Raw genomic sequence first — 6,448 nt, 5'->3', positions numbered from 1 at the left:
CGAACACCCCGCATGTACGCAGCGACCTGGCCAGCTATGGCGCGCTCCCTGATCATCGAGCGTTCTAGCTGCGCGAATGCTCCGAGGATTTGCAGCATGAATTCGCCCATCGCCGACGAAGAGTCTATGGGCTCAGTTAGCGACTTAAGCGCGATGCCGCGCGCCTTCAATCCATCGAGGATGGCGAGCAGGTCTTTGAGGCTGCGCGCGATGCGGTCCAGCTTCCACACTACCAACGTCTGACCTGGCCGAAGCGCGGCCAAGGCGATCTGCAGCTGCGGCCTGGCACCTACCGAGCTGGTCTTTTCCGCATACACCTGGCGAACGCCGGCGCGCTTCAGAGCGTCCATCTGCAGAGCATTGTCTTGGTCTGTCGTGCTCACCCTCGCATAACCAATCAGCATCTTTCCTCCCGGGAACGTAATGCGCAATGTTTGCGTCGATACGTGGGCCGCAATCTGGTCTGCAAACGCGTTCTAGGACCTCTTTTTCGGGGACCTGTTGTCAGTGCCTTGTACGGCAGGCGTGATTGGAAAGCTCACCGGTAGCGTGCCGTCACATCGGCCGCAGTGCTGGTGCCTGGGGCTGCAGCCGGGCGGTAGTCGATGCCGCCCTGCGCGCTGGTGGCCACCACGTTGCCGGCCGTGTTCATGCCGACCACCACGGGGCGATCCTGGGCACCCTGGGCCAGTACAGGAGCGTCGCAGGTGACGGCCCGCGCTTTGCCCTTCCACTTCATCGTGCCGGCGCAATGCGTGAGCGGTTGCCACTCGTAGCCCATCGTGCGCAAGTCGGCGTCGGTCGCGTCGCCGATGCGCTGACCGGACGAGGACAACACGAAGTTGTAGACGGTGCGGGCACCCATGCTGACCATGCCGGCGAGGTGGACGCCCTTTCCTCCTAGCGGCTCAGGTATCTCCGCCGGAGGCTCGACGGCTTGCTTGGTCTCTTCTGGCAGTGTCGGAACCTTGCTCCAGTCGATAGGGGCGATGGGCTGCATATCCGGCTTGTTCAGCTTCATGGCCTCGACTTGCCAGGGCGCGAGGTCGGCCGATTTCGTCTTCACCTGGGTGGCAGGTGTATCGCCCTTGGGCCAGAACGCCCACACCACGAGCACGCCGCCGAGAACGAACACCAAGCTGGTTGCGCGCTTCCATTTGCGCACGTTGGAGGACACATCCGTTGCCGCAGCCTCCGAAACGGAGTTGCCTTGCGTGTGGCTCTTGTACAGCGGGAAGAACTCGGGCTTGTACTTGCGCTCTTCGGTGCTGATGACAGCGCCACGGTAGCCGGCGTGCACCTTGCGGATGTAGTGGTCGGGCTTGCCGAGAACGTCAGCCTTTCGGACCTTCACGACCATCGCCAACAGGCCGCGCATGGACTCGTTTACGTCCCGGAAATTCTGAGTGATCAACAGCACATCGGCGTTGAAATGGCGGCTCAGTTTGTACCACTGGACAACGTGCTTGTCGGTGCCGATCTTCGGGTACGCCACGTGGCACTCATCGATGATGTACAGCGGGCCGTTTCCGGTCTTGGGATGCTTCCATGTGCACCAGAAGTCCCACACGTGGCCGAACAGCATCACCTCTTCGCCTGGCGCTTCGGTGTGGCCGTCGTCGAAGAGTTCGAAGGCACTGCCCTGCCCTTCCTCGTCGATGCGCGTCGCATCCCAGGTGCCGCGAATAGGCTGCGGCCGGATGCGCAGTTCGATGAGGTCGAGGAAGTCGGGATTGATCGCTGCGAACATGTCCTTTTTAAGGGGCAGGTTCGTGACGACTTTGCGGCCTGATTGAAGCGCTGTCAGCACGTGATGGACGACTGCTTCGTAGCTCTTGCCCGAGCCTGGGATGCCTTCTAGACCGTTGATCATTTGCTAGCTTCCGAGACGAGTGAACGGGATAAGTTGCAGCACGATCCGAATGCCGATGGCGGCTGCGATGATCGCGCCGGCTTCACCAACACGCAGGGCGCTGAGTACAGGAATAAGCTCTGCCGGAAGGCCGCTCCATGTGCCGGCGTAGGCGTCCAGCGCGGCCAAGTCGACGGCGTTGACTGCGCTTACCGCAACGCTCAGCACGCCATCGAAAGCCCAGCACCACATGTCGGTGACAACGTGCCAGAGCGACTTGAAGACGCCGACGAAGAGCTTTCCGAACCATGACGCGATGGCGGCGATCTTCGCCAGCAGCATCGTGAAACCTGCTGCCATGTCAGCCCCCGAAAACGAGTGAGCGGGCGAGCAGGAGCGCAGAAATCACGATGACGACGCCGCAGAAGGTCCAGACGTTACAGGGGGGCGAGGCATCGAACTGGCCGAAGTTGACGATGCCGACATCGAGCGTGATGTACATGGGGCCAGGGCATCCACCAGCCCACGACACAGGGGGCATGAACTTCGGGATAGCCGCGATGATCTTCGTACCCTTGAGCTCGTCCTTGCGCTTGTTCCACACGCCCGTCATGCCCTCGGGATACTTCTGCTTGTACAGCTCCGGGACTTCGGGCAAATCGGTATCCGTGGGTGGCGTGTCGTCCGTTTTCGGGTTCTGCGTAGTGGTGCTGGTGTTGCTGCACCCGACAGTCGTGACGCCTGCGCCGCTGGTGGTCTTCGTGCAGGTTTCGGTCTGCTTGTCTTCGCTGCGGGTGACCTTGTCTTTGTCGTAGTTGTATTTGTCGGTCGTCTTCTCTTTGGTCGTCGTTTCCGTCTTGCTGGTGGCGTTCGGATTGCCTGGCTGGGGATCGGGATTCGTCGTCTCGTCCTTCTTCTCCGCCTCAGTAGGAGTGCCGGTTGCAGGGCCAGTCACCTCAGTGCCATCAACAGGAAGTTCGCCGCCATTGCCAAGAATCTCGCGTGCAACATCCGGAAGGCTGTTCGATTCGGGGATCGCACTTTCAATTTTGTCCGCGACTGAATCAGGTTCGGTCGAACGCCAAGTGATTTCGCCCCCTCCGGGACAGGACGTGCCAGGGTCGACCTGGCTGAAGCCTGAAGGGTCAGAGGAGTCTGGGCATACCAAGCGCTCATCGACCGGCACCAAGTATTGACTGTTCCGAGTGCACATGATGGAGGACCCCCGGCGGACATAGCCATTGCTAGACGGGACGTAGGCTTGGCATGCCGCCAATGGGTCTGAGTACCACTTGCCGCCTGAGTAGTACATCGTGCTGGGAATTCCACCCTCTTTCCTGACGCACTCCTCCCACGTCTGGGCGGCATTCATCTGAAGAGTCCCGCCCATGAGCCGGACGCAGGCCTCATCAAGCAACTGCTTGATACCGTAGCCGAGTACCAGCTGGCCAATGACGCCACCTGGGGTAGTCAAGACCTTGGCGATGCTCTTGGCTGAAATCTTGTGCTTGACGGTGACGTCAATGGCAGCGCCGATCTTGCTGGCGAGCGGGAGCTTTCCGCGCGTGCTGGCAGCGATGCCGCCCTCCGCTTTGGCAAGCCCGAATCCCCCTGCGGAGGGACTACCCACCGGAGTTCCGGGCATCCTGCCGGTACCGGTCGTAGGGCCGGTGTCACCGAAACCGCTAGATCGGCCAGTGGGGCGCATGGTGGCGGAGTTGCCGGTGATGACGTATTCGACGCCATCCATCGTGGTACGGGAGAAGGTGCCGGCCGCGTGGGCGCGGGGTGCGATGCAGGCTGCAATAAGCGGCAGCGCAAGCAGGAGGAGCCAGCGGTTCATAGGTGGGTCCGAACTGCGAAAACAAATGCGGCAGCACTCAGCCCACCGAGCATGGCTATGAGGCCCAGAAATAGGGCAATGAGTGCGCCGCTCAGCATGGCCTAGCCTTAGACCTTGCGTACCACGCGCTTGCCGAGGTCTGCGCCCTTGAAATACATCGCCAGGCCGACCACCAGCACCATGACGGCGCCGACCTTGACACCGACGCCGGCGAGGTCGACCGTGTCCATGCCGAGGGTCAGGCCGTTGGCTGCGGCCTGTGCCTGGGCGACTGCGGTGCCTGCAGCCAGGGTTGCAGCGGTACCGATCTTGGCGCCGTACTTACGAGCGAAATTGCGTGCGTTCTTCAACATGACTTTTCCTTTTTGATCGCCAGTGACCGACTGGCAGCGGTTCGACGGTTTGCGCCGTCACGCTTTGCGGATGGACCCCAGGACGGCCGAGCAGGCCACTCCCAGCATGTACATCGCGAATACGGCACCGAAACCCCATCCGTAGGTCTTCAAGATGAGGTCAGGGGTGAGGCCCATGTCGGCCCAATTCAGGGCGTCAACGGCGCTCAGCCATGCCTGCTGATCCAGCGGGCACGGATTAGCGTCGGTGGTACAGACAAGGAAGCGGGTGCTCATTCGTCACCCCAACCGGCACCGCAATCCCGGCACAGGAATACGTCACCGGGTTGGCATTCCTCGACGTCCTCCGACCCGCACCAAGGACAGCATTCACACTCGTCTTCGTCGTCTTCCATAGGACCTTTCAGAAGGCATGCCGCAGCAGCCACAGGGTTACGGCGATGGCAACGCCCGTCGCCACGCGGGTGAGGATCAGGAGCCCTCCAACTCATAGCAGCGGAACACCACACCTTGTCCGCCGCAGTGGTCTTGCACAGCGTCTGCTGCAGCTTCCGGCGAGGTGAAAGGGCTAGCGTTCACGATCAACGGCGCGTAGTCCACGCCGCCTTCACCGTCCGCGCGAAGGAACTCGTGGTCCTCTGTGCTTTGGACGTAGTAGCGGGGCACGATGTGCATATGCATGGCGTGTACCGGGAACGAAATTCGGTCCGTGCGCGCCGATGATTAGGCCGCCTGGCCGGGCTTCACGCGGTCAGTGGGCCGCACTTCGTGCATGACGGTTTTCTGGGTCTTGCCGTTGGTGACGATCTCGAGATCGACCTCTGCCTTAAAAGGAAAAGGCAAGTGTTTGAACTTGTCGAATTCGGATGCGACGCCCAGGGTGTATTCGGCACTGGCGGCGCCCTTTGCGGTGCCCTTACTGGCGTCCAGATCGACCAGGGTGTAGACCTTCGTGCTGTCGTACGCGTTGCCGTTTTCCAGCGTGCCTTTGGACGCCTTCATACCGATGATGGTGAGAGTGGAAGTGAACTTCATGGTTGCTTTCGGAGCCGGCAGGATCAAGCGATGGCAGCGGCCGGTGCGCTGGCATTGGGGGTGCGTTCGGACAGGCGTGCGAACGCCTTTTGCAGTCCGGTTTGGATGGTCGAATGATTGAAGCCGCGCAGTGACTTCGGGACCTTGCGGAACTGCTCAGCAATCACCAGGTCGGCGAGCCAATCGAAGTCAGGCAGGGCCGATGTGATCTGCACAAGCGTCGGTGCGACGACGCGCTGCAGCCAGTTGACGCAGGCCTGAACGCCGTGCTCGGCGGTCTTCGTGGCGGTAGGCACCTTGACTGCGATTTCGTGCTGGCACGCCCAGGCGCAAAACTCGTAGGCGCCGGCGAAATACTCGGCCGGCCGGACAACGGCATCCCAGGGAATGACGCGATTGGTGGAGCGCAGCTCGACCTCGCAGCGCAGCCAGCGGCTATCCATGATCCGGAATTGGTGGCCCTTTTCGTAGGCGCGGAACAGCTTGCCGGACTCGCGTTTGCCGATCTGGAATGTGCGGCTGTTGGGAGGGCCGTTGTAGACATCCCAGCAACCGTATTGGGTGTACGACGGCAGGCGCTTTTGGTAGCTGAATGCGTGATCGCAGTAGCAGCCGACGACCTGTTCGATGGTGACTTCGCCATCGTAGAAATCGCGGGCCATGTCGATGCGGGTGAGCTTCGGCATGAACTCGCCGAAGTACGCGTAGACGCGCTTTTCCCAGCCGTGGGCAGCATTGGTGCAGCCCTCGCCCTTCAAGGTCAGGCAGATGGTTCCGCGCTGTCCTTCACCCCCTGCAGAGACGCTGGCGACCTCATGGCCAAGCGCGTTCTCAATGGTTGTCGTGAACTCGTAGTAATCGCGGCCAGGTCGGTCTATGCCCAGGGTGAAGCCGAGCAGGCGTGCGAACTGGAGCGCGAAAAAGCGGGCCAGGTCCTGATCGCCGGTATCGAGAGGGATGCCCCGGCTATGCGGGATGGCGTCGCGCTTCATGGTGAAGCGCAGGTAATCGAGGACGACGCCGGACTGGTGGGCGGCATCGAGCTGGCGGGCTTGCGTAAGCACCTTGATGCGTCCACCTTCGAGGACAAGCTTTTCGTCGGGGGTCATGCTGCAACCCCGAAGAAGGACAGACCACGCTGAATGCGGACAGAAGCGGCAAGGTAGCCCCGTTCCAACCCCCTGCCGCCGCCGACTTCGTTTACCCCCGTGTTACTCGGGGGGGTATGAACAGCCGGAGCGGCCGCAGCGGCGGTGCCCTCCCGCAAGCGGGACCCTCCCGCCGCAGCGGCCGTCGGCTGATAACCCTCCATGCGCAGCACGGCAAGCAGCGCTTTTTCTGCATTGACGCCACGAAGCACATAGG

10 protein-coding genes are annotated in these 6,448 nt (G+C 61.6%); all 10 read right to left on the bottom strand.

Translation table 11 applies throughout. The annotated features are described in order from the left end of the window. On the bottom strand, positions 1-350 hold a 350-nt coding region (locus DFQ15_RS16530; protein ID WP_233504569.1), incomplete at its 3' end, for a recombinase family protein. A 188-nt stretch (positions 351-538) separates the two neighbouring features. Further along, a complete protein-coding gene (locus DFQ15_RS16525; protein ID WP_110467015.1) occupies positions 539-1,873 on the bottom strand; it encodes a zonular occludens toxin domain-containing protein in 1,335 nt (444 codons plus the stop codon). A 3-nt stretch (positions 1,874-1,876) separates the two neighbouring features. After that, positions 1,877-2,212: a DUF2523 family protein gene (locus DFQ15_RS16520; RefSeq protein WP_110467014.1), complete on the bottom strand. Its 336-nt coding sequence runs from the start codon at positions 2,210-2,212 to the stop codon at positions 1,877-1,879. Position 2,213: 1 nt separating this feature from the next. After that, positions 2,214-3,695, bottom strand: a complete 1,482-nt coding sequence (locus DFQ15_RS16515) for a hypothetical protein (protein ID WP_110467013.1) — start codon at positions 3,693-3,695, stop codon at positions 2,214-2,216. 107 nt (positions 3,696-3,802) lie between these two features. Further along, positions 3,803-4,048: a hypothetical protein gene (locus tag DFQ15_RS16510; protein ID WP_110467012.1), complete on the bottom strand. Its 246-nt coding sequence runs from the start codon at positions 4,046-4,048 to the stop codon at positions 3,803-3,805. Between the two features lie 57 nt (positions 4,049-4,105). After that, on the bottom strand, positions 4,106-4,324 hold the full coding sequence (locus DFQ15_RS16505) for a hypothetical protein (protein ID WP_110467011.1): 219 nt from the start codon (positions 4,322-4,324) through the stop codon (positions 4,106-4,108). Between the two features lie 195 nt (positions 4,325-4,519). Next, entirely contained in the window at positions 4,520-4,729 is a 210-nt protein-coding gene (locus DFQ15_RS16500) for a hypothetical protein (RefSeq protein WP_110467010.1), read from the bottom strand. A 42-nt stretch (positions 4,730-4,771) separates the two neighbouring features. Further along, a complete protein-coding gene (locus tag DFQ15_RS16495; protein ID WP_110467009.1) occupies positions 4,772-5,083 on the bottom strand; it encodes a hypothetical protein in 312 nt (103 codons plus the stop codon). A 23-nt stretch (positions 5,084-5,106) separates the two neighbouring features. Continuing rightward, positions 5,107-6,192, bottom strand: coding sequence for a replication initiation factor domain-containing protein (locus tag DFQ15_RS16490; RefSeq protein WP_110467008.1), 1,086 nt, complete (start codon positions 6,190-6,192; stop codon positions 5,107-5,109). Then, the coding region (locus DFQ15_RS17990; protein WP_233504568.1) for a hypothetical protein at positions 6,189-6,448 on the bottom strand (260 nt) is incomplete at its 5' end. The genes DFQ15_RS17990 and DFQ15_RS16490, both read right to left, overlap by 4 nt.

Origin of the sequence: Xylophilus ampelinus, assembly GCF_003217575.1 — a bacterium.
GTDB classification, from domain to species: domain Bacteria; phylum Pseudomonadota; class Gammaproteobacteria; order Burkholderiales; family Burkholderiaceae_C; genus Xylophilus; species Xylophilus ampelinus.
The sequence above is the reverse complement of the archived record's forward strand: the minus strand, read 5'-3'. Positions and strand labels throughout refer to the sequence as shown.

Bases quoted from the DNA above. Each gene is read 5' to 3' on its own strand.
- DFQ15_RS16525 (WP_110467015.1), bottom strand. From the start codon at position 1,873: ATGATCAACGGTCTAGAAGGCATCCCAGGCTCGGGCAAGAGCTACGAA.
- DFQ15_RS16520 (WP_110467014.1), bottom strand. From the start codon at position 2,212: ATGGCAGCAGGTTTCACGATGCTGCTGGCGAAGATCGCCGCCATCGCG.
- DFQ15_RS16515 (WP_110467013.1), bottom strand. From the start codon at position 3,695: ATGAACCGCTGGCTCCTCCTGCTTGCGCTGCCGCTTATTGCAGCCTGC.
- DFQ15_RS16510 (WP_110467012.1), bottom strand. From the start codon at position 4,048: ATGTTGAAGAACGCACGCAATTTCGCTCGTAAGTACGGCGCCAAGATC.
- DFQ15_RS16505 (WP_110467011.1), bottom strand. From the start codon at position 4,324: ATGAGCACCCGCTTCCTTGTCTGTACCACCGACGCTAATCCGTGCCCG.
- DFQ15_RS16500 (WP_110467010.1), bottom strand. From the start codon at position 4,729: ATGCATATGCACATCGTGCCCCGCTACTACGTCCAAAGCACAGAGGAC.
- DFQ15_RS16495 (WP_110467009.1), bottom strand. From the start codon at position 5,083: ATGAAGTTCACTTCCACTCTCACCATCATCGGTATGAAGGCGTCCAAA.
- DFQ15_RS16490 (WP_110467008.1), bottom strand. From the start codon at position 6,192: ATGACCCCCGACGAAAAGCTTGTCCTCGAAGGTGGACGCATCAAGGTG.